34 protein-coding genes are annotated in these 21,527 nt (G+C 58.6%); all 34 read left to right on the top strand.

Annotation, left to right across the window (positions count from 1 at the left end; translation table 11 throughout):
- Window positions 1-87 precede the first annotated feature (87 nt).
- The 34 genes from recQ (at window position 88) to rplQ (ending at window position 21,459) form a co-directional block, all read left to right on the top strand.
- A complete protein-coding gene (recQ, locus tag A6V37_RS05160) occupies window positions 88-1,935 on the top strand; it encodes a DNA helicase RecQ (RefSeq protein ID WP_064271312.1) in 1,848 nt (615 codons plus the stop codon).
- Window positions 1,936-2,145: 210 nt separating this feature from the next.
- Window positions 2,146-2,526: a 30S ribosomal protein S12 gene (rpsL, locus tag A6V37_RS05155; RefSeq protein ID WP_012434574.1), complete on the top strand. Its 381-nt coding sequence runs from the start codon at window positions 2,146-2,148 to the stop codon at window positions 2,524-2,526.
- Window positions 2,527-2,705: 179 nt separating this feature from the next.
- Window positions 2,706-3,176, top strand: coding sequence for a 30S ribosomal protein S7 (gene rpsG, locus A6V37_RS05150; RefSeq protein WP_006053291.1), 471 nt, complete (start codon window positions 2,706-2,708; stop codon window positions 3,174-3,176).
- A gap of 132 nt (window positions 3,177-3,308) precedes the next feature.
- Window positions 3,309-5,411, top strand: coding sequence for an elongation factor G (gene fusA, locus A6V37_RS05145; protein WP_064271313.1), 2,103 nt, complete (start codon window positions 3,309-3,311; stop codon window positions 5,409-5,411).
- 47 nt (window positions 5,412-5,458) lie between these two features.
- Window positions 5,459-6,649 carry an elongation factor Tu gene (gene tuf, locus A6V37_RS05140; RefSeq protein WP_012434572.1) on the top strand — a complete coding sequence of 397 codons (1,191 nt, stop codon included), beginning with the start codon at window positions 5,459-5,461 and terminating at the stop codon, window positions 6,647-6,649.
- Window positions 6,650-6,779: 130 nt separating this feature from the next.
- Window positions 6,780-7,091 (top strand): 30S ribosomal protein S10, encoded by a 312-nt coding sequence (rpsJ, locus tag A6V37_RS05135; protein ID WP_006998489.1) that lies wholly within the window; start codon window positions 6,780-6,782, stop codon window positions 7,089-7,091.
- A gap of 201 nt (window positions 7,092-7,292) precedes the next feature.
- Entirely contained in the window at window positions 7,293-7,952 is a 660-nt protein-coding gene (gene rplC / locus A6V37_RS05130) for a 50S ribosomal protein L3 (RefSeq protein WP_064267466.1), read from the top strand.
- The gene (gene rplD / locus A6V37_RS05125) at window positions 7,952-8,572 is read left to right on the top strand and encodes a 50S ribosomal protein L4 (RefSeq protein ID WP_064285825.1); all 621 of its coding nucleotides are present in this window, start codon (window positions 7,952-7,954) and stop codon (window positions 8,570-8,572) included. The genes rplC and rplD overlap by 1 nt, the downstream gene beginning before the upstream one ends.
- Window positions 8,569-8,883, top strand: coding sequence for a 50S ribosomal protein L23 (gene rplW / locus A6V37_RS05120; protein WP_007180135.1), 315 nt, complete (start codon window positions 8,569-8,571; stop codon window positions 8,881-8,883). Before rplD ends, rplW begins: the two co-directional genes overlap by 4 nt.
- Window positions 8,884-8,885: 2 nt before the next feature.
- On the top strand, window positions 8,886-9,713 hold the full coding sequence (rplB, locus tag A6V37_RS05115; RefSeq protein WP_064267467.1) for a 50S ribosomal protein L2: 828 nt from the start codon (window positions 8,886-8,888) through the stop codon (window positions 9,711-9,713).
- Window positions 9,714-9,723: 10 nt separating this feature from the next.
- Entirely contained in the window at window positions 9,724-9,999 is a 276-nt protein-coding gene (rpsS, locus tag A6V37_RS05110; RefSeq protein ID WP_004199273.1) for a 30S ribosomal protein S19, read from the top strand.
- A 7-nt stretch (window positions 10,000-10,006) separates the two neighbouring features.
- Entirely contained in the window at window positions 10,007-10,339 is a 333-nt protein-coding gene (gene rplV, locus A6V37_RS05105) for a 50S ribosomal protein L22 (RefSeq protein ID WP_007180133.1), read from the top strand.
- An 11-nt stretch (window positions 10,340-10,350) separates the two neighbouring features.
- Window positions 10,351-11,157, top strand: a complete 807-nt coding sequence (rpsC, locus tag A6V37_RS05100) for a 30S ribosomal protein S3 (protein ID WP_012434570.1) — start codon at window positions 10,351-10,353, stop codon at window positions 11,155-11,157.
- A 2-nt stretch (window positions 11,158-11,159) separates the two neighbouring features.
- Complete coding sequence (rplP, locus tag A6V37_RS05095) at window positions 11,160-11,576, top strand: 50S ribosomal protein L16 (RefSeq protein WP_007180131.1); 417 nt, start codon at window positions 11,160-11,162, stop codon at window positions 11,574-11,576.
- A 10-nt stretch (window positions 11,577-11,586) separates the two neighbouring features.
- The gene (gene rpmC, locus A6V37_RS05090) at window positions 11,587-11,781 is read left to right on the top strand and encodes a 50S ribosomal protein L29 (RefSeq protein ID WP_007180130.1); all 195 of its coding nucleotides are present in this window, start codon (window positions 11,587-11,589) and stop codon (window positions 11,779-11,781) included.
- A complete protein-coding gene (gene rpsQ, locus A6V37_RS05085; RefSeq protein ID WP_007180129.1) occupies window positions 11,778-12,050 on the top strand; it encodes a 30S ribosomal protein S17 in 273 nt (90 codons plus the stop codon). The genes rpmC and rpsQ overlap by 4 nt, the downstream gene beginning before the upstream one ends.
- 290 nt (window positions 12,051-12,340) lie before the next feature.
- Window positions 12,341-12,709 carry a 50S ribosomal protein L14 gene (gene rplN, locus A6V37_RS05080; RefSeq protein WP_006052212.1) on the top strand — a complete coding sequence of 123 codons (369 nt, stop codon included), beginning with the start codon at window positions 12,341-12,343 and terminating at the stop codon, window positions 12,707-12,709.
- Between the two features lie 9 nt (window positions 12,710-12,718).
- The gene (gene rplX, locus A6V37_RS05075) at window positions 12,719-13,027 is read left to right on the top strand and encodes a 50S ribosomal protein L24 (RefSeq protein WP_006052213.1); all 309 of its coding nucleotides are present in this window, start codon (window positions 12,719-12,721) and stop codon (window positions 13,025-13,027) included.
- Window positions 13,028-13,044: 17 nt separating this feature from the next.
- Entirely contained in the window at window positions 13,045-13,584 is a 540-nt protein-coding gene (gene rplE, locus A6V37_RS05070; RefSeq protein ID WP_006052214.1) for a 50S ribosomal protein L5, read from the top strand.
- Between the two features lie 7 nt (window positions 13,585-13,591).
- Window positions 13,592-13,897 carry a 30S ribosomal protein S14 gene (gene rpsN / locus A6V37_RS05065; RefSeq protein WP_013340737.1) on the top strand — a complete coding sequence of 102 codons (306 nt, stop codon included), beginning with the start codon at window positions 13,592-13,594 and terminating at the stop codon, window positions 13,895-13,897.
- A gap of 14 nt (window positions 13,898-13,911) precedes the next feature.
- Entirely contained in the window at window positions 13,912-14,307 is a 396-nt protein-coding gene (gene rpsH, locus A6V37_RS05060; protein WP_006052216.1) for a 30S ribosomal protein S8, read from the top strand.
- Window positions 14,308-14,325: 18 nt separating this feature from the next.
- Window positions 14,326-14,856 (top strand): 50S ribosomal protein L6, encoded by a 531-nt coding sequence (gene rplF, locus A6V37_RS05055; RefSeq protein ID WP_064267468.1) that lies wholly within the window; start codon window positions 14,326-14,328, stop codon window positions 14,854-14,856.
- Window positions 14,857-14,868: 12 nt separating this feature from the next.
- Window positions 14,869-15,234, top strand: a complete 366-nt coding sequence (rplR, locus tag A6V37_RS05050) for a 50S ribosomal protein L18 (protein ID WP_006052218.1) — start codon at window positions 14,869-14,871, stop codon at window positions 15,232-15,234.
- A 14-nt stretch (window positions 15,235-15,248) separates the two neighbouring features.
- On the top strand, window positions 15,249-15,767 hold the full coding sequence (gene rpsE / locus A6V37_RS05045) for a 30S ribosomal protein S5 (RefSeq protein WP_006052219.1): 519 nt from the start codon (window positions 15,249-15,251) through the stop codon (window positions 15,765-15,767).
- 10 nt (window positions 15,768-15,777) lie between these two features.
- Window positions 15,778-15,960 carry a 50S ribosomal protein L30 gene (gene rpmD, locus A6V37_RS05040; protein WP_007180126.1) on the top strand — a complete coding sequence of 61 codons (183 nt, stop codon included), beginning with the start codon at window positions 15,778-15,780 and terminating at the stop codon, window positions 15,958-15,960.
- Window positions 15,961-15,989: 29 nt separating this feature from the next.
- Window positions 15,990-16,424 (top strand): 50S ribosomal protein L15, encoded by a 435-nt coding sequence (gene rplO, locus A6V37_RS05035; RefSeq protein ID WP_011490050.1) that lies wholly within the window; start codon window positions 15,990-15,992, stop codon window positions 16,422-16,424.
- Between the two features lie 46 nt (window positions 16,425-16,470).
- Entirely contained in the window at window positions 16,471-17,817 is a 1,347-nt protein-coding gene (gene secY / locus A6V37_RS05030) for a preprotein translocase subunit SecY (RefSeq protein ID WP_064267469.1), read from the top strand.
- Between the two features lie 8 nt (window positions 17,818-17,825).
- Window positions 17,826-18,044, top strand: a complete 219-nt coding sequence (gene infA, locus A6V37_RS05025) for a translation initiation factor IF-1 (protein ID WP_004521905.1) — start codon at window positions 17,826-17,828, stop codon at window positions 18,042-18,044.
- Between the two features lie 20 nt (window positions 18,045-18,064).
- Entirely contained in the window at window positions 18,065-18,181 is a 117-nt protein-coding gene (gene rpmJ / locus A6V37_RS05020; protein ID WP_004199844.1) for a 50S ribosomal protein L36, read from the top strand.
- Between the two features lie 41 nt (window positions 18,182-18,222).
- Complete coding sequence (gene rpsM, locus A6V37_RS05015) at window positions 18,223-18,588, top strand: 30S ribosomal protein S13 (protein ID WP_006052223.1); 366 nt, start codon at window positions 18,223-18,225, stop codon at window positions 18,586-18,588.
- A 28-nt stretch (window positions 18,589-18,616) separates the two neighbouring features.
- A complete protein-coding gene (gene rpsK, locus A6V37_RS05010) occupies window positions 18,617-19,021 on the top strand; it encodes a 30S ribosomal protein S11 (protein WP_006052224.1) in 405 nt (134 codons plus the stop codon).
- A gap of 147 nt (window positions 19,022-19,168) precedes the next feature.
- Window positions 19,169-19,792, top strand: coding sequence for a 30S ribosomal protein S4 (gene rpsD / locus A6V37_RS05005; RefSeq protein ID WP_064267470.1), 624 nt, complete (start codon window positions 19,169-19,171; stop codon window positions 19,790-19,792).
- A gap of 124 nt (window positions 19,793-19,916) precedes the next feature.
- The gene (locus tag A6V37_RS05000) at window positions 19,917-20,894 is read left to right on the top strand and encodes a DNA-directed RNA polymerase subunit alpha (protein ID WP_064267471.1); all 978 of its coding nucleotides are present in this window, start codon (window positions 19,917-19,919) and stop codon (window positions 20,892-20,894) included.
- A 172-nt stretch (window positions 20,895-21,066) separates the two neighbouring features.
- Window positions 21,067-21,459 carry a 50S ribosomal protein L17 gene (rplQ, locus tag A6V37_RS04995; RefSeq protein ID WP_006052227.1) on the top strand — a complete coding sequence of 131 codons (393 nt, stop codon included), beginning with the start codon at window positions 21,067-21,069 and terminating at the stop codon, window positions 21,457-21,459.
- Window positions 21,460-21,527 lie beyond the last annotated feature (68 nt).

Raw genomic sequence — 21,527 nt, 5'->3', positions numbered from 1 at the left:
AGGCTAACGTTGCGGTAAAGCGCGGGCGCAGCACGAATGCGTTGGTAAAATTCGTGTCACCGGCCTTACGCTGCTTTTCTCAAATTCATGTCCCGTCCGCTCGAAATCCTCAACGAAGTCTTTGGTTACCCCGCGTTCAGAGGACAGCAGGACGAAATTGTCGAGCACGTCTCCGCTGGTGGCGACTGTCTCGTGCTGATGCCCACGGGCGGCGGCAAGTCCTTGTGCTATCAGATTCCGTCGCTGGTGCGACGCGAAGGCGGCTTCGGCACGGGCATTGTCGTCTCGCCGCTGATCGCGCTGATGCAGGACCAGGTCGCCGCACTCACCGAGGTTGGCGTGCGCGCCGCGTATCTGAATTCGACCCTGTCGAGCGCAGAGGCAATGGCGACCGAACGAGCGCTGCGCGATGGCGAGATCGATCTGCTCTATGTCGCACCGGAGCGCCTAATGACGCCCCGTTTCCAGGAGTTGCTGGAGCGGACGCGTATCGGCCTGTTCGCGATCGACGAAGCGCATTGCGTATCGCAATGGGGGCACGATTTCCGGCCGGAGTATATCCAGCTGTCGGTGCTGCACGAGCGCTTCCCCAATGTCCCGCGCATTGCCCTGACCGCCACGGCGGACGCCATCACGCGAGACGAGATCATCCACCGTCTCGCGCTGGACGACGCACGCATTTTCGTATCGAGCTTCGATCGGCCGAACATTCGTTACCGCATCGTCGAAAAGGACAACGCGCGCACGCAACTACTGGATTTCATCCGCGCGGAGCATTCGAAGCCGGACGGCACGACCGACGCCGGCGTGGTCTATTGCCTGTCGCGCCGGAAGGTCGAAGAGACGGCGGAGTGGCTGAAAGAGAAGGGCATGCGTGCGCTGCCATATCACGCCGGCATGGAGTTCGAAATTCGCCAGAAGCATCAGGAAATGTTTCAGCGCGAAGAAGGCATCGTGATGTGCGCGACCATTGCGTTCGGCATGGGCATCGACAAACCCGATGTGCGCTTCGTGGCGCATCTCGATTTGCCAAAGAGCGTGGAAGGGTATTACCAGGAAACCGGGCGTGCGGGCCGTGACGGCATGCCCGCGAACGCGTGGATGGCCTACGGCCTCGGCGACGTCGTGCAGCAACGCAAAATGATCGATGAGTCCGACGCCGACGACTCGCACAAGCGCGTTCAGACTGGCAAGCTGGATGCGCTGCTCGGCCTGTGCGAAGCGGCTACCTGCCGGCGAGTACGGTTGCTGGCGTATTTCGGCGAATCGAGCAAGCCATGCGGTAACTGCGACAACTGTCTGGAGCCGCCAGATACGTGGGACGCGACTCGCGAGGCGCAGATGGCGCTGTCTTGTGTGTTTCGGGCACAGCGGGCGAGCGGCTTTCATTTTGGCGCCGGCCACTTGATCGACATCTTGCGCGGCAACCGCAGCGAGAAGATCCTGCAGCGTGGTCATGAAAAACTGACTACGTTCGGAATCGGCGCGGCACTCGGCGAGCCGGAGTGGCGCGCGGTGTTCCGCCAACTCGTCGCGTTCGGCTATCTGACGGTAGACCACGAGGGATTTGGCTCGCTGGTTCTGACCGAAGCCAGCAAGCCGGTGCTCAAGGGCGAGCAGAACGTCACGATGCGCCGCTACGTCAAGCCTACGAGGACCCGCCAGTCGTCCGGTCGCACGACCGAGCGCGCCGACCCGACTATCGGCATGGGACCGCGAGAACGCGCGCGCTGGGACCGGCTGCGCGCCTGGCGGACGGAAACGGCAAAGAGCGATGGCGTGCCGGCGTACGTCATCTTTCACGACGCGACGTTGGCCGAAATTGCCCGCAATGGCCCCGATTCGATTGAGGATTTGCGTGGCATCCCCGGCATGGGAGCGCGCAAACTGGATCGTTTCGGCGACGAATTACTTGAAGTCGTCGCCGCGGACTAAACGCCTTCATCAGCCGGCGGGAGTGCGAAACATCGCAAGCTGTTGACTCCCTTAGTAATTTCGGAATATTATGCTAGGTTCCGGTTCTTGGAATGCCTGCGCGCGGGGTTAATTCGCCCGCTGGCTGACAGGTCCGGAGTTCGATGCGCAGTCGTTTCTGCTTTGCCCGGAAACAGATGCGTCGATTTTGTTCAATTTCAGGAATAAACAATGCCAACCATCAATCAACTGGTTCGCAAAGGCCGCCAGTCGGAAACGACTAAGAGCAAGAGCCCGGCCTTGCAGGACTGCCCCCAGCGTCGCGGCGTGTGCACCCGTGTGTACACCACGACGCCGAAGAAGCCGAACTCGGCACTCCGTAAGGTCGCCAAGGTGCGCCTGACGAACGGCTTCGAAGTCATTTCGTATATCGGTGGTGAAGGCCACAACCTGCAGGAACACTCGGTCGTGCTGATTCGCGGCGGCCGTGTCAAGGACTTGCCGGGTGTGCGTTACCACATGGTTCGCGGCTCGCTGGATACCCAGGGCGTCAAGGATCGTAAGCAGGCTCGCTCGAAGTACGGTGCGAAGCGTGCCAAGGCTGGCAAGTAATTAGCCGGTCAGTCGTTTCAGGTCGCCTGTAAAGGCGGTATTAGCGGTGGTGCCGGATTCGCCGGTGCTGTCGAGTAAGTGGTCACCCGACCAGGCTGGTAAGTCGTAAGAGATGAATCGGGTTAGTTGGTGGCCGCGGGGCTAAATATAGCTCCAACTGAAAAGTTAAAGGAAGAAACATGCCGCGTCGTCGCGAAGTCCCCAAGCGGGAAGTGTTGCCGGATCCGAAGTTCGGTAACGTTGATGTAGCTAAGTTCATGAACGTGCTGATGCTCTCCGGCAAGAAGTCGGTTGCCGAGCGCATTGTGTACGGCGCTTTCGAACAGATCCAGACCAAGGGTGGCAAGGACCCGCTGGAAGTGTTCACGGTAGCGCTCAACAACGTCAAGCCGGTGGTCGAAGTGAAGAGCCGCCGCGTTGGTGGTGCGAACTATCAGGTTCCGGTCGAAGTGCGCCCGTCGCGTCGTATGGCATTGGCGATGCGTTGGCTGCGTGAAGCCGCGAAGAAGCGCAGCGAGAAGTCGATGGCCCTGCGTCTGGCAGGTGAACTCTCCGAAGCGGCCGAAGGCCGTGGCGGCGCAATGAAGAAGCGCGACGAAGTTCACCGGATGGCAGAAGCCAACAAGGCGTTCTCGCACTTCCGTTTCTAAGCCTCCCGAACCCGGGATTAGCGGAAAAACGGAAAGAAATTCCGGGCGGGTGCGCTTACAAAGCGCCTCGCCCGTTTGTGTTACAGCGCGATGGGTATTTCTCGCATCGCGTCATCCCAATAGAGGATCAAAGTGGCTCGCAAGACACCTATCGAGCGCTACCGTAACATCGGTATTAGCGCTCACATCGACGCCGGCAAAACGACGACGACCGAGCGCATCCTGTTCTACACGGGCGTGAACCACAAGATTGGTGAAGTTCACGACGGCGCTGCCACCATGGACTGGATGGAGCAGGAGCAGGAACGCGGCATCACGATCACGTCGGCTGCTACCACGGCGTTCTGGAAAGGCATGGCCGGCGACCGCGCTGAGCACCGCATCAACATCATCGACACTCCGGGCCACGTCGACTTCACGATTGAAGTCGAGCGCTCGATGCGCGTCCTCGACGGCGCGTGCATGGTTTATTGCGCAGTGGGCGGCGTTCAGCCCCAGTCGGAAACCGTGTGGCGTCAAGCTAACAAGTACAAGGTTCCCCGCCTCGCGTTCATCAACAAGATGGACCGTACCGGCGCGAACTTCTTCAAGGTGTACGACCAGCTGAAGCTGCGTCTGAAGGCGAACCCGGTTCCGGTCGTGGTGCCTATCGGCGCGGAAGAAAACTTCACGGGCGTCGTCGATCTGATGAAGATGAAGGCGATCATTTGGGACGACGCGTCCCAAGGCACCAAGTTCTCGTACGAAGAAATCCCGGCGGAACTCGTCGACTCGTGCAATGAGTGGCGCGAGAAGATGATCGAAGCGGCTGCTGAGTCGAGCGAAGAGCTGATGAACAAGTACCTGGAAGAGGGCGAGCTCTCCGAAGCGGAAATCATCAAGGGCCTGCGCGACCGTACGATCGCTTGCGAAATCCAGCCGATGCTGTGCGGCACCGCGTTCAAGAACAAGGGCGTGCAGCGTATGCTCGACGCCGTTCTGGACTTCCTGCCGTCGCCGATCGACATTCCGCCGGTTACGGGCGAACTCGAAAACGGCGAGAAGGGTGAGCGCCGTGCGTCGGACGACGAAAAGTTCTCGTCGCTGGCATTCAAGATCATGACCGACCCGTTCGTCGGTCAGCTGATCTTCTTCCGTGTGTATTCGGGTGTCGTGAACTCGGGTGACACTGTGCTGAATGCGACGAAGGACAAGAAGGAGCGTCTGGGTCGTATTCTGCAGATGCACGCGAACCAGCGCGAAGAAATCAAGGAAGTGCGCGCGGGCGACATCGCCGCAGCAGTTGGCTTGAAAGAAGCGACGACTGGCGACACGCTGTGCGATCCGCAACACCCGATCGTGCTCGAGCGCATGATTTTCCCGGAACCGGTGATTTCGCAGGCTGTTGAGCCGAAGACGAAGCCAGACCAGGAAAAGATGGGCCTGGCGCTGAACCGCCTGGCACAGGAAGATCCGTCGTTCCGCGTTCAAACGGACGAAGAGTCGGGCCAGACCATTATTTCGGGCATGGGCGAGCTCCACCTCGAAATTCTGGTTGACCGTATGAAGCGTGAATTCGGCGTGGAAGCAACGGTCGGCAAGCCGCAGGTTGCTTACCGCGAAACGATTCGCGGCAAGGCGGAAGACGTTGACGGCAAGTTCGTCAAGCAGTCGGGTGGTCGCGGCCAGTACGGTCACGCGGTCATCACGCTCGAGCCGAATGAGCAGGGCAAGGGCTACGAGTTCCTGGACGAGATCAAGGGTGGTGTGATTCCGCGTGAATACATCCCGGCGGTCGACAAGGGTATTCAGGAAACGCTGAAGGCAGGCGTGCTGGCAGGCTTCCCGGTCGTCGACGTCAAGGTTCACCTGACGTTCGGTTCGTACCACGACGTTGACTCGAACGAAAATGCGTTCCGCATGGCCGGCTCGATGGCGTTCAAGGAAGCAATGCGCAAGGCGCAGCCGGTTATCCTCGAACCGATGATGGCCGTCGAAGTCGAAACGCCGGAAGACTACATGGGCAACGTGATGGGCGACCTGTCGGGCCGTCGCGGTATTGTTCAGGGCATGGAAGACATGATTGGCGGCGGCAAGATTGTTCGCGCCGAAGTCCCGTTGTCGGAAATGTTCGGCTACTCGACCTCGCTGCGTTCGCTGAGCCAGGGTCGTGCAACGTACACGATGGAGTTCAAGCACTACTCCGAAGCACCGCGTAACGTGTCGGAAGCGATCATCAACGCCAAGTCGAAGTAATCGCGCGGCAAGTCATTCAACGATTAACTTTTTGAAAGAAGAGAAACATGGCTAAAGGTAAATTCGAACGGACCAAGCCGCACGTGAACGTCGGCACGATCGGTCACGTTGACCACGGCAAGACCACGCTGACGGCAGCGATCACGACGGTTCTGACGCAGAAGTTTGGCGGCGAAGCGAAGGCATACGACCAGATCGACGCGGCGCCGGAAGAGAAGGCACGTGGCATTACGATCAACACGGCACACGTCGAGTACGAAACGGCTAACCGCCACTACGCACACGTTGACTGCCCGGGCCACGCTGACTATGTGAAGAACATGATCACGGGCGCAGCGCAGATGGACGGCGCAATCCTGGTGTGCTCGGCCGCCGACGGCCCGATGCCGCAAACGCGTGAGCACATCCTGCTGGCGCGCCAGGTTGGCGTTCCGTACATCATCGTGTTCCTGAACAAGTGCGACATGGTGGACGACGCTGAGCTGCTGGAGCTGGTCGAGATGGAAGTTCGCGAACTTCTGTCGAAGTACGACTTCCCGGGCGACGACACGCCGATCATCAAGGGCTCGGCCAAACTGGCGCTGGAAGGCGACAAGGGCGAGCTGGGCGAAGTGGCGATCATGAACCTGGCCGACGCGCTGGACACGTACATCCCGACGCCGGAGCGCGCAGTTGACGGCGCATTCCTGATGCCGGTGGAAGACGTGTTCTCGATCTCGGGTCGCGGCACGGTGGTGACGGGTCGCGTTGAGCGCGGCGTCGTGAAGGTCGGCGAGGAAATCGAAATCGTCGGTATCAAGCCGACGGTGAAGACGACCTGCACGGGCGTGGAAATGTTCCGCAAGCTGCTCGACCAGGGTCAGGCAGGCGACAACGTGGGTATCCTGCTGCGCGGCACGAAGCGTGAAGACGTGGAGCGTGGCCAGGTTCTGGCGAAGCCGGGTTCGATCAACCCGCACACGCACTTCACGGCTGAAGTGTACGTGCTGAGCAAGGACGAAGGTGGCCGTCACACGCCGTTCTTCAACAACTACCGTCCGCAGTTCTACTTCCGTACGACGGACGTGACGGGCTCGATCGAGTTGCCGAAGGACAAGGAAATGGTCATGCCGGGCGACAACGTGTCGATCACGGTGAAGCTGATCAACCCGATCGCGATGGAAGAAGGTCTGCGCTTCGCAATCCGCGAAGGAGGCCGTACGGTCGGCGCAGGTGTGGTTGCCAAGATTCTCGAGTAAAATCGCGGATTGACGTATTTGCTGTAAGTGGTGCCCGGAGCCGGGCGCTAGCCCCCAGCGGGCGTCCGGCTCTACGTTCTTTTATTGTCTGGTGGCGCAACGCCGCCTCGCTCTTTTCCAAGGAATTGTCATGCAGAACCAGAAAATCCGTATTCGCCTGAAGGCTTTCGACTATCGCCTGATCGATCAATCGGCTGCTGAAATCGTCGACACGGCAAAGCGGACTGGCGCAATCGTTCGTGGTCCGGTGCCCCTGCCGACCCGCATTCAACGTTTCGACATCCTGCGTTCGCCGCACGTCAACAAGACGTCGCGCGATCAGCTCGAAATCCGTACGCACCAACGTCTGATGGACATCGTCGATCCGACGGACAAGACTGTTGACGCACTGATGAAGCTGGACCTGCCGGCTGGCGTGGACGTGGAAATCAAGCTGCAATAAGGCTTTCAGAGGTTGTCCGGTGTGCAGGGCAACGCTAAGTCTTTGATTGCTTGCGAAAAACGAAAAGCCTCGCTATAATGCAAGGCTTTTCGCGCATTTGCGCAAAAAAGCCGGTGTGCTGCAGCATGCATTCATGCCCGAAACGGCACCGGCATTTTGTAAATTAGCCCCGACCAATCGCAGTCGGGAATGGAGAAAACGATGAGCCTTGGACTCGTAGGTCGCAAGGTTGGCATGACCCGTATCTTCACGGCAGAAGGGGATTCGATTCCCGTTACCGTGCTGGACGTGTCCGACAACCGCGTGACGCAGATCAAGACTGTTGAAACCGACGGCTACACCGCCGTGCAGGTTGCATTCGGTACGCGCCGTGCATCGCGCGTGACGAAGCCGTTGGCCGGTCATCTCGCCAAAGCCGGTGTTCAAGCCGGTGAAATCCTCAAAGAATTCCAGATCGATGCTGCCAAGGTTGCCGAGTTGTCGAACGGCGCCGTGGTCGGTCCCGACCTGTTCGAAGTAGGCCAGAAGGTCGACGTGCAAGGCGTGTCGATCGGTAAGGGCTACGCCGGTACCATCAAGCGTTACAACTTCGCATCCGGCCGTGCATCGCACGGTAACTCGCGCTCGCACAACGTGCCGGGCTCGATCGGTATGGCGCAGGATCCGGGTCGTGTTTTCCCGGGTAAGCGCATGACCGGTCACATGGGTGACGAAACGGTAACGGTGCAAAACCTCGAAATCGCTCGTATCGACGCTGACCGCAAGCTGTTGCTGGTCAAGGGCGCCGTTCCGGGTGCGAAGGGTGGCAAGGTATTCGTTACGCCGGCCGTGAAGACGCGTGCCGTGAAAGGAGCGAAATAATGGAACTTAAGCTCCTGAATGCCAATGGTCAGGAAGGTGCAGGCGTTAGCGCGTCGGACGTAGTGTTCGGTCGCGATTACAACGAAGCCCTGATTCACCAGGTCGTGGTGGCGTATCAAGCGAATGCCCGTAGCGGCAACCGCGCGCAGAAGGACCGTGAGCAAGTCAAGCACACGACCAAGAAGCCGTGGCGCCAGAAGGGTACGGGCCGCGCCCGTGCCGGTATGTCGTCGAGCCCGCTGTGGCGCGGCGGTGGCCGGCTCTTCCCGAATTCGCCGGAAGAAAACTTTTCGCACAAGGTCAACAAGAAGATGCATCGCGCAGGTCTCTGCTCGATCTTCTCGCAGCTGGCCCGCGAAGGCCGCATCTCGGTGGTCGACGAGCTGACGCTCGAAGCGCCGAAGACGAAGCTGTTGGCCGAAAAATTCAAGGCGATGGGTCTCGACTCCGTGCTGGTGATTACCGACACGGTTGACGAAAACCTGTACCTCGCGTCACGCAACCTCGCCCACGTGGCGGTTGTCGAGCCGCGTTACGCCGACCCGCTGTCGCTGATCTACTTCAAGAAGGTCCTGATCACGAAGGCTGCGGTCGCCCAGATCGAGGAGTTGCTGTCATGAGCGAGATTCGCAAGAACGATCATCGTTTGATGCAGGTCCTGCTCGCGCCGGTGATCTCCGAAAAGGCGACGCTGGTGGCCGACAAGAACGAACAGGTTGTGTTCGAAGTCGCGCCCGATGCCACGAAGCAGGAAGTGAAAGCTGCAGTCGAGCTGCTGTTCAAGGTGGAAGTCAATTCCGTCAACGTGCTGGTCTCGAAGGGCAAAGCCAAGCGCTTTGGCCGCTTCATGGGCAAGCGCAAAGACGTGAAGAAAGCGTACGTCTGCCTGAAGCCCGGCCAGGAAATCAACTTTGAAGCGGAGGCCAAGTAATTATGGCAATCGTTAAAGTTAAGCCGACTTCGCCGGGTCGCCGTGCGATGGTCAAGGTGGTCAACAAGGATCTGCATAAGGGCAAGCCGTTCGCACCGCTCGTCGATTCGCAATCCTCGACCGCCGGCCGTAACAACAACGGCCACATCACCACGCGTCATAAGGGCGGTGGTCACAAGCATCATTACCGTGTCGTCGATTTCCGTCGCAACAAGGACGGCATCGCAGCGAAGGTCGAGCGTCTCGAGTACGACCCGAACCGTAGCGCGAACATCGCGCTGGTTCTGTACGCAGACGGCGAACGCCGTTACATCATTGCTCCGAAGGGTGTCACCGTCGGTCAGCAGCTGATGTCGGGTTCGGAAGCGCCGATCCGCGCAGGTAACGCACTGCCGATCCGCAACATTCCGGTCGGTACGACGATTCACTGCATCGAAATGCTGCCGGGCAAGGGCGCGCAAATGGCGCGTTCGGCTGGTACGTCGGCGATGCTGCTGGCTCGTGAAGGCATCTACGCACAGGTCCGCCTGCGCTCGGGTGAAATCCGCCGCGTTCACGTTGAGTGCCGCGCGACGATTGGTGAAGTTGGCAACGAAGAGCATAGCCTCCGTCAAATCGGTAAGGCTGGTGCGAACCGCTGGCGCGGCATCCGCCCGACGGTGCGTGGCGTTGCAATGAACCCGGTCGATCACCCGCACGGTGGTGGTGAAGGCAAGACGGCTGCAGGTCGCGATCCGGTGAGCCCGTGGGGCACGCCTGCTAAGGGTTATCGCACCCGCAGCAACAAGCGCACGACGAGCATGATCGTCCAGCGCCGTCACAAGCGTTAAGGAGTAGGCAATGGCACGTTCTGTAAAAAAAGGTCCGTTCTGCGACGCCCATTTGCTGAAGAAAGTTGAGGCGGCAGCAGCTTCGCGGGATAAGAAGCCGATCAAAACCTGGTCGCGTCGCTCGACAATCCTCCCGGATTTCATCGGTCTGACGATCGCCGTTCACAACGGCCGTCAACACGTTCCGGTGTACATCTCGGAAAACATGGTCGGCCACAAGCTTGGCGAGTTCGCACTGACCCGTACGTTCAAGGGTCATGCAGCCGACAAGAAGGCTAAGAAATAAGGGGCTCATGATGGAAGTCAAAGCAATTCATCGCGGTGCCCGCATCTCGGCGCAGAAAACGCGCCTTGTGGCTGACCAGATCCGCGGTTTGCCGGTCGACAAGGCGTTGAACGTTCTGACGTTCTCGCCGAAGAAGGCTGCGGGAATCGTGAAAAAGGTCGTGCTGTCGGCGATCGCGAATGCGGAGCATAACGAAGGCGCCGATATCGATGAGCTCAAGATCACGAGCATCTACATCGACAAGGCTGCATCGCTCAAGCGTTTTACTGCGCGCGCTAAAGGCCGCGGTAACCGTATCGAGAAGCAATCCTGTCACATCACTGTGACGGTCGGGAATTAAGGGGTCATACGATGGGACAGAAAATTCATCCGACTGGCTTCCGTTTGGCCGTCAGCCGCAATTGGGCTTCGCGTTGGTACGCGAACAACAACAATTTCGCGGCGATGTTGCAGGAAGACATCGGTGTTCGTGAATACCTGAAGAAGAAGCTGAAGAACGCGTCCGTCGGCCGCGTTGTGATCGAGCGTCCTGCAAAGAACGCCCGCATCACGATTTTCAGCTCGCGTCCGGGTGTCGTGATCGGCAAGAAGGGTGAAGACATCGAACTGCTGAAGTCCGAGCTGCAAAAGCGCATGGGCGTTCCGGTTCACGTCAACATCGAAGAAATCCGCAAGCCGGAAACGGATGCGCAACTGATCGCCGATTCGATCACGCAACAGCTCGAGCGCCGGATCATGTTCCGCCGCGCGATGAAGCGTGCGATGCAAAACGCCATGCGTCTGGGTGCTCAAGGCATCAAGATCATGAGCGCTGGCCGCCTGAACGGTATCGAAATCGCTCGTACGGAATGGTATCGCGAAGGTCGCGTACCCCTTCATACGCTGCGTGCCGATATCGACTACGCAACGTCGGAAGCAAAGACGACGTACGGCATCATCGGCGTGAAGGTGTGGGTCTACAAGGGCGACACGCTTGGCCGCAACGACGCACCGGTGGTTGAAGAAGTCGCCGAAGAAAAGCGTCCGCGCCGCAACGCACGTCCGGGTGGCGATCGCCGTCCGCGTCGCGATGGTGAAGGTGGTGGCCCGGCAGGTGCACGCCGTGGCGCTCCTCGTCGTGCTGGCGGTGCCGGCGGCGACGGGAAGACTGGAGAATAACGATGCTGCAACCGAAACGCAGAAAGTATCGCAAAGAGCAGAAGGGTCGTAACACCGGTATCGCTACCCGCGGCAACGCGGTGTCGTTCGGTGAGTTCGGCCTGAAGGCTATCGGTCGTGGTCGCTTGACCGCGCGCCAGATTGAAGCGGCACGTCGTGCAATGACGCGTCACATCAAGCGTGGTGGCCGCATCTGGATCCGCATTTTCCCGGACAAGCCGATTTCGCATAAGCCGGCTGAAGTACGGATGGGTAACGGTAAGGGTAACCCTGAGTACTACGTCGCAGAGATTCAACCGGGCAAGATGCTGTACGAAATGGACGGCGTAACCGAAGAGCTGGCACGCGAAGCGTTCCGTCTGGCTGCAGCGAAGCTGCCGCTCAAGACGACGTTTATCGTGCGTCAGCTCGGCGCCTAAGGAGCAAATGATGAAGGCTTCCGAACTTCACCAGAAAGATCAGGCCGCGCTCAACAAGGAGCTGTCGGACCTGTTGAAGGCGCAATTCGGCCTGCGCATGCAACTCGCGACCCAGCAGCTCACGAACACGAGCCAGCTGAAGAAAGTCCGTCGCGACATCGCACGTGTGCGGACCGTCCTGACTGAGAAGGCGAACCAGAAATGAACGATAGCGTAAAAACCTCGCTCAAGCGGACGCTGGTCGGCAAGGTCGTCAGCAACAAGATGGACAAGACGGTCACCGTGCTGGTTGAGCACCGCGTGAAGCACCCGATCTACGGCAAGTACGTTGTGCGTTCGAAGAAGTACCACGCGCACGACGATGCGAACACGTACAACGAGGGCGACCTCGTTGAAATCCAGGAAACGCGTCCGATTTCGAAGACGAAAGCTTGGGTTGTGGCTCGCCTGGTCGAGGCTGCTCGCGTCATCTGACGCCGCAAAGTTGTAGAAGTAATTGAAATCGCAGTAAGTTTCGCTTGCAAGACCGAGATTATTTGTTATAATCTCGGTCTTCCCTCTTTTATGGGAGCCCCGTCGCGGGCGAAGTTGGTGGGGGAAGCGGTTCAGGCGCCAGTCTGTTCCGAAGGATTCACCGGATTGCGATGGCGGGTTTCGTTTGCCGTCGCTGCTGTTCATACCCAAGCAGCCGATTGGCTGACGGGACCAAGACTGACCGGGTACGCCATGGTGGTGTGACCGGATTAAGTTGGGAAAGATAAACCATGATCCAGACCGAAACTCGGCTTGAAGTGGCCGACAACACGGGTGCGCGTGAAGTCATGTGCATCAAGGTGCTCGGCGGCTCGAAGCGTCGTTATGCCAGCATTGGCGACATCATCAAGGTGACCGTCAAAGAAGCAACGCCGCGCGGGCGCGTAAAGAAAGGCGAAATTTATAACGCCGTGGTGGTTCGCACCGCCAAGGGTGTGCGCCGTCAGGACGGCTCGCTGATCAAGTTCGATGGCAATGCCGCAGTGTTGTTGAATGCCAAGCTCGAACCTATTGGCACCCGTATTTTCGGGCCTGTCACGCGCGAGTTGCGCAGCGAACGATTCATGAAGATCGTTTCGTTGGCACCTGAAGTGCTGTAAGGAGTCGCGATGAACAAGATTCGCAAGGGTGACGAAGTTATCGTCATCACCGGCAAAGATAAAGGCAAGCGCGGCGTCGTGCTGTCCGTTGGCGAAGGCAAAGTGATTGTCGAGGGTATCAACCTCGTCAAGAAGCATGTCAAGCCGAACCCGATGAAGGGTACGACGGGCGGTGTGGAAGCCAAGACGATGCCGCTGCAAATTTCGAACGTCGCATTGGTCGACGCGAATGGCAAGGCATCGCGTGTTGGCATCAAGGTCGAAGGGGACAAGAAGGTTCGTTTCCTTAAGACGACCGGTGCCGAGCTGAGCGCCTGACGCTGCGGAGTATAAAAATGGCTCGTTTGCAAGAGTTTTACAAAGAGAAGGTTGTACCCGGCCTCATCGAGAAGTTCGGTTACAAGTCCGTGATGGAAGTGCCGCGCATCACCAAGATCACCCTGAACATGGGTCTTGGCGAAGCGGTTGCTGACAAGAAGATCATCGAAAACGCCGTTGGCGACCTGACGAAGATCGCAGGCCAGAAGCCGGTGATCACGAAGGCACGCAAGGCAATCGCTGGCTTCAAGATCCGTCAAGGCTATCCGATCGGTGCAATGGTCACGTTGCGTGGTCAGGCAATGTACGAATTTCTGGACCGTTTCGTGACGGTTGCGCTCCCCCGCGTGCGCGACTTCCGTGGCGTGTCGGGTCGTGCGTTCGATGGTCGCGGCAACTACAACATCGGTGTGAAAGAGCAGATCATTTTCCCCGAAATCGACTACGACAAGATCGACGCGCTCCGTGGGCTGAACATCAGCATCACTACGACTGCGAAGACCGACGACGAAGCAAAGGCTCTGCTCGCCAGCTTCAAGTTCCCGTTCAGAAACTGAGGTTACCGTGGCTAAACTGGCACTGATCGAACGTGAAAAGAAGCGTGCTCGCCTCGCTGCTAAGTACGCTCCCAAGCGTGCAGAGTTGAAGGCGATCATTAGCGATATGAGCAAGTCGGACGAGGAGCATTACGCAGCACGTCTCGAACTGCAACAACTGCCGCGCAACTCTAACCCGACCCGTAAGCGCAACCGTTGCGCAATTACCGGTCGTCCGCGCGGTACGTTCCGTAAATTCGGGCTGGCGCGTAACAAGATTCGTGAAATCGCGTTCCGCGGCGAGATCCCTGGCCTGACCAAGGCGAGCTGGTAATAGGAGAAACATAAATGAGCATGAGTGATCCTATCGCCGATATGCTGACTCGCATCCGCAATGCGCAGATGGTTGAGAAAGTTTCGGTGACTATGCCCTCGTCGAAAGTCAAGGTTGCGATTGCGCAGGTCCTGAAGGACGAAGGTTATATCGACGATTTCGCAGTGAAGTCCGAAGGTGCGAAGTCGGAATTGAACATCGTGTTGAAATACTACGCTGGCCGTCCGGTTATCGAGCGCATTGAACGCGTTTCGAAGCCTGGTCTGCGTGTGTATCGCGGCCGTAACGACATCCCCGTGGTCATGAATGGCCTCGGCGTGGCAATCGTGTCGACGCCGAAGGGCGTGATGACGGACCGCAAGGCACGTGCAACGGGCGTTGGCGGCGAAGTCATCTGCTACGTCGCTTAAGGCCGAAAGGAGAGAAACATGTCTCGAGTAGGTAAAAGCCCGATCGCGCTGCAAGGCGCAGAAGTGGCCCTGAGCGACGAACGCATTACCGTCAAGGGCCCGCTGGGTACGATTTCGCAGGCTGCTAACAGCCTCGTGAAGGTGGTGAACGACAACGGCACGCTGAAGTTCGAGCCGGCTGACGAAAGCCGCGAAGCGAATGCGATGTCGGGCACGATGCGCGCACTGGTTGCGAACATGGTGAACGGCGTGACGAAGGGTTTCGAGCGCAAGCTGACGCTGGTTGGCGTCGGTTACCGCGCACAGGCGCAAGGCGACAAGCTGAATCTGTCGCTGGGTTTCTCGCACCCCGTGGTGCACCAGATGCCGGAAGGCGTGAAGGCTGAAACCCCGTCGCAAACCGAAATCGTGATCAAGGGGATCGACAAGCAGAAAGTTGGCCAGGTCGCTGCAGAAGTGCGCGGCTATCGCCCGCCGGAGCCCTACAAGGGCAAGGGTGTGCGCTACGCCAACGAGGTCGTGATCCTCAAAGAAACGAAGAAGAAGTAAGGGTGCGCAATCATGGATAAGACTCAATCTCGCCTGCGCCGCGCTCGTCAGACGCGTATCAAGATCGCTGAGCTGCAGGTCGCGCGTCTCGCCGTGCATCGCACGAACACGCACATCTATGCGCAAGTGTTCTCGCCGTGCGGCACCAAGGTGCTCGCCAGCGCGTCGACGCTCGAGGCCGAAGTGCGTGCGCAACTGGCTGATCAGACGGGCAAGGGCGGCAACGTCGCTGCCGCGACGCTGATCGGTAAGCGCATTGCAGAAAAGGCTAAGGCTGCCGGCATCGAATCCGTCGCCTTCGACCGTTCGGGTTTCCGTTACCACGGCCGCGTGAAAGCGCTGGCTGATGCGGCGCGCGAAGCCGGACTCAAGTTCTAAGGGAAGAATTCGTCATGGCAAAGATGCAAGCGAAAGTTCAGGCTGACGAACGCGACGACGGCCTTCGTGAAAAAATGATTTCGGTCAACCGCGTGACCAAGGTCGTGAAGGGTGGCCGGATTCTCGGCTTCGCCGCACTGACCGTGGTTGGCGATGGTGATGGCCGCGTCGGTATGGGCAAGGGCAAGGCGAAGGAAGTGCCGGTCGCTGTTCAGAAGGCGATGGAACAGGCTCGCCGCAACATGTTCAAGGTGCCGCTGAAGAACGGTACCCTGCAGCACGAAGTGCACGGTAAGCACGGCGCATCGATGGTCCTCCTGGCTCCGGCCAAGGACGGTACCGGTGTGATCGCTGGCGGTCCGATGCGCGCAGTGTTCGACGTGATGGGCGTGCAGAACGTTGTGGCCAAGAGCCACGGCTCGACGAACCCGTACAACCTCGTTCGTGCAACGCTCGACGGCCTGCGCAAGCAGTCCACGCCGGGCGACATCGCGGCGAAGCGCGGCAAGTCCGTCGAAGATATTCTGGGCTAAGGTGGACACCATGTCTGATAAAACTGTCAAGGTCCAGCTCGTCAAGAGCCTGATCGGCACCCGTGAAACGCACCGTGCAACGGTGCGTGGCCTGGGCCTGCGCCGACTCAACTCGGTTAGCGAGTTGCAGGACACGCCGGCTGTGCGCGGCATGATCAACAAGGTTTCGTACCTCGTTAAGGTCATCAGCTAAGCGGCTGACCAGGACTCAAGGAGTTGATAATGGAATTGAATAACCTGAAGCCGGCTGAAGGCGCGAAGCACGCAAAGCGTCGCGTTGGTCGCGGCATCGGCTCCGGCCTCGGCAAGACCGCTGGCCGTGGTCACAAGGGTCAAAAGTCGCGTTCGGGCGGCTTTCACAAGGTTGGCTTCGAAGGCGGTCAAATGCCGCTGCAACGTCGCCTGCCGAAGCGCGGCTTCACCTCGCTGACGAAGGAATTCGTCGGTGAAGTGCGTCTCTCGGATCTGGAAAAGCTGCCGGTCGACGAAATCGATCTGCTGGCTCTGAAGCAAGCCGGCCTGGTCGGCGAGCTGATCAAGAGCGCCAAGATCATCGCGACGGGCGAGCTTAAGCGCAAGGTCGTTGTGAAGGGTCTGGGTGCGACGAAGGGTGCGCGCGCTGCTATTGAAGCAGCCGGCGGCTCTTTTGCCGAGTAACGTGCAAGTTATTTGCCGTCACTAGCATTTGCATCGGAGAAGGTACTTGGCTAACAGCCCGAGTCTCGCAAAACCCGGTCGCAGCGCGGCGAAGTTCGGCGATCTGCGTCGGCGGGCAGTGTTCCTGCTGCTGGCGCTGATCGTCTACCGTATCGGCGCGCACATTCCGGTGCCGGGTATTGACCCGGACCAGCTGGCTAAGTTGTTCCAAAGCCAGTCGGGCGGCATCCTAGGCATGTTCAACATGTTCTCGGGTGGCGCACTTTCGCGGTTCACGATTTTTGCGCTGGGGATCATGCCGTATATTTCGGCGTCGATCATCATGCAGTTGCTGGCAATTGTTTCGCCGCAACTCGAAGCGTTGAAAAAGGAAGGGCAGGCGGGTCAGCGGAAGATTACGCAGTACACGCGTATCTTTACGGTCCTGCTGGCGACGTTCCAGGCATTCGGCATTGCCGTTGCGCTGGAAAATCAGCCGGGCTTGGTGATCGATCCGGGGATGGTTTTTCGGTTGACGACGGTCGTGACGCTGGTGACCGGCACGATGTTCCTGATGTGGCTGGGTGAGCAGATCACGGAACGCGGGCTTGGCAACGGTATCTCGATCATTATTTTCGGCGGGATCGCAGCGGGTTTCCCGAATGCGATTGGTGGCCTTGTTTCGCTGGTGCAAACCGGTTCGATGAGCCCGATCTCGGCGATTATCGTCGTCGCGCTGATTGCTGCTGTGACGTATCTGGTGGTGTTCATCGAACGCGGCCAGCGCAAGATTCTTGTGAACTACGCCAAGCGGCAAGTCGGTAACAAGATTTACGGCGGACAGTCTTCGCATCTGCCGCTGAAGTTGAACATGTCGGGCGTGATTCCGCCGATCTTCGCATCGTCGATCATTCTCTTCCCGGCAACTATCCTGAACTGGTTTAGTTCGGGGTCGCGTAACAGCTGGTTCGCAGACACGTTGCACAATGTGGCCGAAGCCCTCAAGCCTGGCCAACCGGTGTACGTGTTGCTGTACGCGTTGGCGATCGTCTTCTTCTGTTTCTTCTACACCGCGTTGGTGTTCAACAGCAGAGAGACGGCCGACAACCTGAAAAAGAGTGGCGCTTTCGTCCCAGGCATCCGCCCGGGCGATCAAACGGCGCGATACATCGACCGCATCCTGACGCGTTTGACGCTGGCTGGTGCGATCTACATCGTGTTTGTTTGTCTGCTGCCCGAATTTCTGGTGCTGCGCTGGAACGTGCCGTTTTATTTTGGTGGAACGTCGCTGCTGATCATTGTCGTCGTCACAATGGACTTCATGGCGCAGGTGCAGTCGTACGTTATGTCGCAACAGTATGAATCGCTGCTGAAGAAAGCTAATTTCAAAGGCGGCGGCGTCCCGATGCGTTGAAAGGACTTATGGCCAAAGACGATGTTATCCAGATGCAGGGTGAAGTCATCGAAAACCTGCCTAACGCTACCTTCAGGGTGAAGCTGGAAAACGGCCATGTCGTATTGGGACACATATCCGGCAAGATGCGGATGCATTACATCCGAATCTTGCCGGGCGACAAGGTGACGGTTGAATTGACGCCTTACGATCTGTCGCGTGCGCGGATCGTGTTCCGGGCGAAGTGATTTGAAAAAAGGGTAATATCATGAAAGTGATGGCATCGGTTAAGCGCATTTGCCGCAATTGCAAGATCATCAAGCGCAAAGGCGTTGTGCGCGTGATTTGCAGCTCTGATCCGCGCCACAAACAGCGTCAAGGCTGAACGCCGCGCTTTTGCTTGCGCTTTTTGTTTGAGGAAAAACAATGGCTCGTATCGCAGGGGTTAACATCCCGAATCACCAGCATACCGAAATCGGCCTGACGGCTATTTACGGTATCGGCCGCACGCGCTCGCGCGACATTTGCGTCGCTGCTGGTGTGGCATTTTCGAAGAAGGTCAAAGACCTGAACGACGCAGACCTCGAAAAGCTGCGTGAAGAAGTCGGCAAGTTCATCGTTGAAGGCGATCTTCGCCGTGAAACGACGATGAACATCAAGCGCCTGATGGATCTCGGCTGCTACCGTGGCGTTCGGCATCGTAAGGGCTTGCCCCTGCGCGGCCAACGTACGCGTACGAATGCCCGTACGCGCAAGGGTCCGCGTCGTGCAGCGCAATCGCTGAAGAAGTAAGCGGAACTGACAGTTACAGGAAAACGTAATGGCTAAGGCTTCGAACAACTCCGCGGCGCAACGCGTTCGCAAGAAGGTCAAGAAGAACGTCGCCGAGGGCGTGGTTCACGTTCACGCGTCGTTCAACAACACCATCATCACGATCACCGATCGCCAAGGCAATGCACTTGCTTGGGCAACGTCGGGTGGTCAGGGCTTCAAGGGTTCGCGTAAGTCGACCCCGTTTGCGGCCCAGGTGGCAGCCGAATCGGCTGGCCGCGTGGCGATGGAATACGGCGTGAAGAACCTCGAAGTGCGGATCAAGGGCCCCGGTCCTGGCCGTGAGTCGGCGGTGCGCGCGTTGCATGGTCTTGGCATCAAGATCACCGCGATCTCCGACGTGACCCCGGTCCCGCATAACGGCTGCCGTCCGCCGAAGCGTCGTCGTATCTAAGACGCTAGTATTGCTCGCGCCTGTTGCCGCCCTGCGCGGCTGCAGGCTGCGTGCGCTATTGAATTGACTAAGCCCACCGTTCGACCCAAAGGGTTCGGACTAGCGCGAGTGCATGCACTTGCGTGATTAATCATCGAAGGAATCAACGTGGCACGTTATATCGGCCCGAAGGCCAAGCTGTCCCGCCGTGAAGGCACTGACCTCTTCCTGAAGAGCTCCCGTCGTTCGCTCGCTGACAAGTGCAAGCTTGACAGCAAGCCTGGCCAGCACGGCCGCACTTCGGGTGCGCGCACGTCCGACTACGGCACGCAGCTGCGCGAAAAGCAAAAAGTGAAGCGCATCTACGGCGTTCTCGAGCGTCAATTCCGTCGTTACTTCGCTGAAGCCGACCGCCTGAAGGGCAACACGGGTGAAAACCTGCTGCAATTGCTCGAGTCGCGTCTGGACAACGTCGTGTATCGCATGGGCTTCGGCTCGACGCGCGCAGAAGCACGTCAGCTGGTCAGCCACAAGGCGATCGCGGTGAACGGCGTCGTGTCGAACATCCCGTCGATGCAAGTGAAGGCAGGCGACGTGGTTGCCGTGCGCGAACAGTCGAAGAAGCAAGCGCGTATTCTCGAAGCGCTGTCGCTGGCTGAGCAAGGCGGTATGCCGAGCTGGGTCGCTGTCGATTCGAAGAAGTTCGAAGGCACGTTCAAGCAGAAGCCGGAACGCAGCGACATCGCTGGCGACATCAACGAGAGCCTGATCGTCGAATTGTACTCGCGGTAATCGGATTAACGGCCGGGGCACCCCAATTGCGTTGTGCAAGGGGGCGTCTCGGCTGTTTATTTTCAGGTTGTCACCGGTCAGCCTTATCGGTGTAACGAGCCGAGGGTATTGAAAAGGAAAACCTATGCAAACCAGTTTGTTGAAGCCCAAGATCATCGCAGTTGAATCGCTTGGTGAGAGCCATGCGAAAGTGGTCATGGAACCGTTTGAACGCGGTTATGGCCACACCTTGGGTAACGCGCTCCGGCGCGTGCTGTTGTCGTCGATGGTGGGCTATGCGCCGACCGAAGTGACGATCGCAGGGGTCGTGCATGAGTATTCGACGCTCGACGGCGTGCAGGAAGACGTGGTCAACCTGTTGTTGAACCTGAAGGGCGTGGTGTTCAAGCTGCATAACCGTGACGAAGTGACGGTTACGCTGCGCAAGGAAGGCGAAGGCGTTGTCACGGCTGGCGACATCGAACTTGCGCACGATTGCGAAGTGATCAACCCGGATCACGTGATTGCGCACCTGTCGAAGGGCGGCAAGCTCGACGTGCAGATCAAGATCGAGAAGGGCCGTGGCTATGTGCCGGGCAACGTGCGTCGTTATGGCGAAGAGTCGGCCAAGATCATCGGTCGTATCGTGCTGGATGCGTCGTTCTCGCCGGTTCGTCGCGTGAGCTACGCTGTTGAGAGCGCGCGTGTCGAACAGCGTACCGACCTCGACAAGCTCGTGATGAACATCGAAACCAACGGTGTGATCTCGCCGGAAGAAGCGATCCGTCAATCGGCGCGCATTCTGGTCGACCAACTGTCGGTCTTCGCTGCACTGGAAGGCACCGAAGCAACGGCTGAAGCGCCGTCGCGCGCACCGCAGATCGATCCGATCCTGCTGCGTCCGGTTGATGATCTCGAACTGACGGTTCGTTCCGCGAACTGCCTGAAGGCTGAGAACATTTACTACATCGGCGACCTGATTCAGCGCACGGAAAACGAGCTGCTCAAGACGCCGAATCTCGGCCGCAAGTCGCTGAACGAAATCAAGGAAGTACTGGCGTCGCGTGGTTTGACGCTCGGCATGAAGCTCGAAAACTGGCCGCCGGCAGGTTTGGACAAGTAAGTCGATAAGTCATCCCGGGTCAGAACCCGTCGCTGCACTGGCAAAGACGCGGATTTTCCTTTAAAATCCGCGTCTTGGCTTTTTTCACTACCGGCCCGTGCCCTCACTGCCCTTTGGGTAGATCGAGCGCGATAGAAGAGCTGGACCAAAACTTTGAATCGAAGGAATTAACATGCGTCACCGTCATGGTCTGCGGAAACTGAACCGCACGAGCAGCCACCGTCTGGCAATGCTCCGTAATATGTCCAACTCGCTGATCGAGCACGAAGTCATCAAGACCACGCTGCCGAAAGCAAAAGAACTCCGTAAAGTTGTTGAGCCGCTGATCACGCTCGGCAAGAAGCCGTCGCTGGCAAACCGCCGTCTGGCGTTCAACCGCCTGCGCGATCGTGATTCGGTCACGAAGCTGTTCGAAGTTCTGGGCCCGCGCTACGCCACCCGTCCGGGCGGCTACCTGCGCGTCCTGAAGTTCGGCTTCCGCGTCGGCGACAACGCTCCGATGGCACTGGTCGAACTGCTCGACCGTCCGGAAGTTGAAGAAGTCGAAGTGCAAGAAGCTGAGTAAGCTTTTAAGCATTAAAAGAAAGCCAGGCGCCAAGCCTGGCTTTTTTGTTTGTGGTGACGGAACGCGGC

Origin of the sequence: Paraburkholderia ginsengiterrae (genome assembly GCF_001645125.1) — a bacterium.
Classification (GTDB): Bacteria; Pseudomonadota; Gammaproteobacteria; order Burkholderiales; family Burkholderiaceae; genus Paraburkholderia; species Paraburkholderia ginsengiterrae.
The sequence above is the reverse complement of the archived record's forward strand: the minus strand, read 5'-3'. Positions and strand labels throughout refer to the sequence as shown.

Excerpts from the sequence above, each read along its gene's own strand:
- recQ (WP_064271312.1), top strand. The coding sequence starts at position 88 with ATGTCCCGTCCGCTCGAAATCCTCAACGAAGTCTTTGGTTACCCCGCG.
- rpsL (WP_012434574.1), top strand. The coding sequence starts at position 2,146 with ATGCCAACCATCAATCAACTGGTTCGCAAAGGCCGCCAGTCGGAAACG.
- rpsG (WP_006053291.1), top strand. The coding sequence starts at position 2,706 with ATGCCGCGTCGTCGCGAAGTCCCCAAGCGGGAAGTGTTGCCGGATCCG.
- tuf (WP_012434572.1), top strand. The coding sequence starts at position 5,459 with ATGGCTAAAGGTAAATTCGAACGGACCAAGCCGCACGTGAACGTCGGC.
- rpsJ (WP_006998489.1), top strand. The coding sequence starts at position 6,780 with ATGCAGAACCAGAAAATCCGTATTCGCCTGAAGGCTTTCGACTATCGC.
- rplC (WP_064267466.1), top strand. The coding sequence starts at position 7,293 with ATGAGCCTTGGACTCGTAGGTCGCAAGGTTGGCATGACCCGTATCTTC.
- rplD (WP_064285825.1), top strand. The coding sequence starts at position 7,952 with ATGGAACTTAAGCTCCTGAATGCCAATGGTCAGGAAGGTGCAGGCGTT.
- rplW (WP_007180135.1), top strand. The coding sequence starts at position 8,569 with ATGAGCGAGATTCGCAAGAACGATCATCGTTTGATGCAGGTCCTGCTC.
- rplB (WP_064267467.1), top strand. The coding sequence starts at position 8,886 with ATGGCAATCGTTAAAGTTAAGCCGACTTCGCCGGGTCGCCGTGCGATG.
- rpsS (WP_004199273.1), top strand. The coding sequence starts at position 9,724 with ATGGCACGTTCTGTAAAAAAAGGTCCGTTCTGCGACGCCCATTTGCTG.
- rplV (WP_007180133.1), top strand. The coding sequence starts at position 10,007 with ATGATGGAAGTCAAAGCAATTCATCGCGGTGCCCGCATCTCGGCGCAG.
- rpsC (WP_012434570.1), top strand. The coding sequence starts at position 10,351 with ATGGGACAGAAAATTCATCCGACTGGCTTCCGTTTGGCCGTCAGCCGC.
- rplP (WP_007180131.1), top strand. The coding sequence starts at position 11,160 with ATGCTGCAACCGAAACGCAGAAAGTATCGCAAAGAGCAGAAGGGTCGT.
- rpmC (WP_007180130.1), top strand. The coding sequence starts at position 11,587 with ATGAAGGCTTCCGAACTTCACCAGAAAGATCAGGCCGCGCTCAACAAG.
- rpsQ (WP_007180129.1), top strand. The coding sequence starts at position 11,778 with ATGAACGATAGCGTAAAAACCTCGCTCAAGCGGACGCTGGTCGGCAAG.
- rplN (WP_006052212.1), top strand. The coding sequence starts at position 12,341 with ATGATCCAGACCGAAACTCGGCTTGAAGTGGCCGACAACACGGGTGCG.
- rplX (WP_006052213.1), top strand. The coding sequence starts at position 12,719 with ATGAACAAGATTCGCAAGGGTGACGAAGTTATCGTCATCACCGGCAAA.
- rplE (WP_006052214.1), top strand. The coding sequence starts at position 13,045 with ATGGCTCGTTTGCAAGAGTTTTACAAAGAGAAGGTTGTACCCGGCCTC.
- rpsH (WP_006052216.1), top strand. The coding sequence starts at position 13,912 with ATGAGCATGAGTGATCCTATCGCCGATATGCTGACTCGCATCCGCAAT.
- rplF (WP_064267468.1), top strand. The coding sequence starts at position 14,326 with ATGTCTCGAGTAGGTAAAAGCCCGATCGCGCTGCAAGGCGCAGAAGTG.
- rplR (WP_006052218.1), top strand. The coding sequence starts at position 14,869 with ATGGATAAGACTCAATCTCGCCTGCGCCGCGCTCGTCAGACGCGTATC.
- rpsE (WP_006052219.1), top strand. The coding sequence starts at position 15,249 with ATGGCAAAGATGCAAGCGAAAGTTCAGGCTGACGAACGCGACGACGGC.
- rpmD (WP_007180126.1), top strand. The coding sequence starts at position 15,778 with ATGTCTGATAAAACTGTCAAGGTCCAGCTCGTCAAGAGCCTGATCGGC.
- rplO (WP_011490050.1), top strand. The coding sequence starts at position 15,990 with ATGGAATTGAATAACCTGAAGCCGGCTGAAGGCGCGAAGCACGCAAAG.
- infA (WP_004521905.1), top strand. The coding sequence starts at position 17,826 with ATGGCCAAAGACGATGTTATCCAGATGCAGGGTGAAGTCATCGAAAAC.
- rpmJ (WP_004199844.1), top strand. The coding sequence starts at position 18,065 with ATGAAAGTGATGGCATCGGTTAAGCGCATTTGCCGCAATTGCAAGATC.
- rpsM (WP_006052223.1), top strand. The coding sequence starts at position 18,223 with ATGGCTCGTATCGCAGGGGTTAACATCCCGAATCACCAGCATACCGAA.
- rpsK (WP_006052224.1), top strand. The coding sequence starts at position 18,617 with ATGGCTAAGGCTTCGAACAACTCCGCGGCGCAACGCGTTCGCAAGAAG.
- A6V37_RS05000 (WP_064267471.1), top strand. The coding sequence starts at position 19,917 with ATGCAAACCAGTTTGTTGAAGCCCAAGATCATCGCAGTTGAATCGCTT.
- rplQ (WP_006052227.1), top strand. The coding sequence starts at position 21,067 with ATGCGTCACCGTCATGGTCTGCGGAAACTGAACCGCACGAGCAGCCAC.